This is a genomic window from Cryobacterium sp. MLB-32, from assembly GCF_000738085.1.
In the GTDB taxonomy this organism is placed as follows: domain Bacteria; phylum Actinomycetota; class Actinomycetes; order Actinomycetales; family Microbacteriaceae; genus Cryobacterium.
This window is the reverse complement of record NZ_JPRS01000224.1, coordinates 1-3,232: the sequence shown is the minus strand read 5'-3', so window position 1 is coordinate 3,232 and position 3,232 is coordinate 1. Positions and strand designations below refer to the sequence as shown.

The window sequence follows — 3,232 nt, the reverse complement described above, 5'->3', positions numbered from 1 at the left end:
CTGCGTATTCGCCTTCACCACCTTCGTCCTTCTTGTCAAAGACCACCGCACGGTGATTCTTCAAAATCAGCGGGCGCATGACCATGACCGTTTTCGTGAACGAGGACTTCCCCGTCCCGACGGTGCCGAAGATGATCACGTTGGGTGAGGTGAGCCTCCGAGGAGTGGCGTTATAGGCGGTGGGGGCATCGTGACTGATCATCGTCGAGGAGAGATTGTCGGTGCCGTTGACGACACCATCGATACCCGTCGGAGCGCCGATGATGCCCGTGTTGAGGATCTCCGCCTGCCGGGTTGTGGTCGGGGCGCCAGCCAGGGCCGGCGCGTACCAGCCGCGCCCGGCTGCGCTCGTGGAGGTCCGCAGCAGGGACCCGGGGCGAGAAAACGGCGGCGCATCCACGGCACGCCGCACCGCGCGGGCACCGGGTGCTGGGTCGTCTTCGCCGGTGAGCAGTGTTGTCGCCGGTGCTACCGGGGTCATGAAGATTCTGAGCCCGGGAACGCTGGCGTACCAAGGCGCCTTCGACCCGCGCGCCCCCTGACCGGTCGCGGGGTCGCCGGGTGTTTCGGAAGCGCCGGGGATGGTGGGGGTCATGAGATGGCTTCCTTCTCGGAACGTCCGGCGAGACGGTTGATAGCGCGGGTGGCCAGCGTGGCGCCCGAGGGGCGAAGGCCTCGGCCGATCGGCCACGTCGTCCCGGACGCGGCTGACTGGAAAGAGTCTTGCCAGTCAAGGCGCTCGATCCCGAGGCCCGTCGCGCATGCTTCTTCGAGTTGGCGGGACGCCTGCCCCAGGTCCTCGCGGGTCGGGGCGGAGATCGTGACGAACCCGATCCACTCAACGCCATGATGGTGAGATCCGGCGGCGAGGTCGGAGGTGCGGCGCTGCGCGGCGGACATGCGCGTAGTGCTGTCATCAGAAATTAGGCGGCCTTTTTGCTGATCGGCCAGCACGCCGGCCTGATCCCGCACCAGGTCAGCGCGAGCCTTTGACTTCGCCTGCCCGGCCGGGACAAGGTGCAGGTGGAAGGACACGGAGCGGATGAAGGTGAGTTCCCGGCCGATCAACAAATCCAGGCACCACAGAGGGCTCCGCCCGGCCACGGCGAGGTTCTCGCCGTGGATCGCGGCCGTGCGGTGCCACCACGTCACCGCCGGCGACGCCGGGCCGTCCGCCGTCGTGATGCTCGTGGTCGGGTCGACGCCGTCGACGACGTGCGCAGAAAACTCATCATGCGAAGCGATACCCGCCGCCAGCGGGTCGACGGTGCGGGTGAGGTCGATGGGCAGGTGCGGGTTTTGCTGGTGCCTGATCAACGCCGTGGTCTGCTTCGCCGTCAACGCACGAACATCGCCCATCCGCGCGTCATCCAACCCCCGTTCCGTCGCACGAATCTGCGTCGCCATCAGCGCCCGCCACGCGTCCCGGCCGGGACCGAATTTTCCGGCCGCGTCGGTAAACTGCTGATCGAGCGGCCAGGACACGACGACGTAGTGACGCTGCACCATCGCATCGGCACTGGACCGGCGGATGACCTCGTCGTAGGAAAGCTTCTGAGCCTCAAAGGACTCCCGCTGCACGTTCGTCCACTCCGGTTGCACGGTATCGAGGCGTGTTTTCACCCACAGTTGCTGACGGGCCGAGTCAGGTGGGAGAACGCGGGTGAGGGTCTGCACATCACCGATCAGGGATGACGGGGCCGCGCGGCGGGCCAAGAACTGCCCCCACCCGGTGGCTGCCCGGGTCAGCGCTGCGGCGGTCTCCATGCCGCGCAGTTGCCCGGAGACCGAAAACGCGACCGATAAGTACGGCTGTTCACCAACAGGTGCGTGCCAGGCGATCCCGGGGACGTTGGGTCCGAACTGCAACCACCCCATCCCCTCAGCGCCGTCCGGGTTCGCACGCATTGCCGCTGCGTGGCCGGCCGCGGCGCGTTTTTCGTCGGGGGTGCCGCGGGTGATGGCTTCTTGCAGCTGGTCCCACGCACCCACTTCATAAGGCACGAACGTGTCCGTTCCCAGGCGTAAGCGCGCGCGCCAGCGGGCCCGCTTACGGCGGCGCTCAAGGACCGTTCCGCGGTGCGTGCGAGCGGTGGCGAGCATGGTGACGCCCACACCGACAACAGCGACGACTAGGGCCGGCAAGCCGGCGCCGAGGATCATGGCGACCATGCCGCCGACGATGAACACACCCAGAAAAACCACCCGGGTCTTGGACGTCGTGCCGCCGAAGAATCCGCGGTGCCCGGACTCGCCACCGAGGTAGCGCACGTACGCAGCACGAGTGTCACTCATGGGGTTGGTCCTTTCCATAGTGCGCCTCGTGTTCCTCGACCGGGGACACGGCCGCTTCCGCGACCGAATCAGTGACTTTCTTCGTGGCGTCAAAGCCCGCCATCGCGCCCGCGACAAGCAACGTCGGAATCCCAATCGCCGCGCCAGCACCGGTTGCGGATTCCGCAACACCCGCAGCAGCCAAGCCACCCTCAGCCGCTGCCGCCCCACCTGCAGCGCTGGTGCCGGCGGCACTGGCTCCGGCTGCGCCAGTCGCACCGGCACTCGTGGCGCCAGGTCCGGGGGTGCCGGCGGCGTCAGAAACCGATGACGTTGCCGGTGCCTCGGCCCCCGCGGACGCGGGGACCGGGCTGCCCGTCCCTCCGGTGCTGACCGGGGAGCTTCCGGAATCAGTTGTTGGGGCGGGTTTGCTTTGCCCTGGGTCGCCGAGCCGCCTATCGGCTTCTTGCATGGACTGAGACCCAATGCTGGATCCCACCGGCGCATTGCCACCACCACCGGTGGGAATGACCGGAGCGAACCGGGTCAGGATGACCGGCGCGAGGCCAGCGATGAACAACGCCAGAATCGACACGACCAACGTCACTGTTTTTTGCAGGTCAGGTGTATCGGTGAACGCATTGAGCTGCGCCCCCATCATGCTGAACGCGATCGCTAGGAGGAAGAACAACAGCGGGTGGGAGGCCAGAATGCCAAACCAGAGGTAGAGGATCTTGGACCCGAACGCCCGCCTCTTCGGATCAACGATCCACACAAACCCGAGCGGGAAGAGAACGCCGGAAAAATACAAGGTGATCAATTGGACGATCAAGATCAACAGCACGATCAGCAGGCCCACGATCATGAAGAACATGAGGATGATGCCGAGGACAGCGCCGCCGGCCAGGCCCGAACCGTCCTGCTCGGACAGCAACGTGGAGAACTTATCGACGATGGT

Annotated in this window: 1 protein-coding gene and 2 pseudogenes; all 3 read right to left on the bottom strand. The window is 66.2% G+C overall.

Annotation, left to right across the window (positions count from 1 at the left end):
- Window positions 1-595 (bottom strand): annotated as a pseudogene (locus tag JF66_RS16560) (hypothetical protein); the annotation flags it as partial.
- Window positions 592-2,295 (bottom strand): hypothetical protein, encoded by a 1,704-nt coding sequence (locus JF66_RS16555; RefSeq protein WP_035879752.1) that lies wholly within the window; start codon window positions 2,293-2,295, stop codon window positions 592-594. The pseudogene JF66_RS16560 and the gene JF66_RS16555, both read right to left, overlap by 4 nt.
- A pseudogene (locus JF66_RS23770) lies at window positions 2,288-3,232 on the bottom strand (hypothetical protein); the annotation flags it as partial. The pseudogene JF66_RS23770 and the gene JF66_RS16555, both read right to left, overlap by 8 nt.

What these genes read in the sequence shown, in the direction of transcription:
- JF66_RS16555 (WP_035879752.1), bottom strand. Translation starts at nt 2,295, where the DNA reads ATGAGTGACACTCGTGCTGCGTACGTGCGCTACCTCGGTGGCGAGTCC.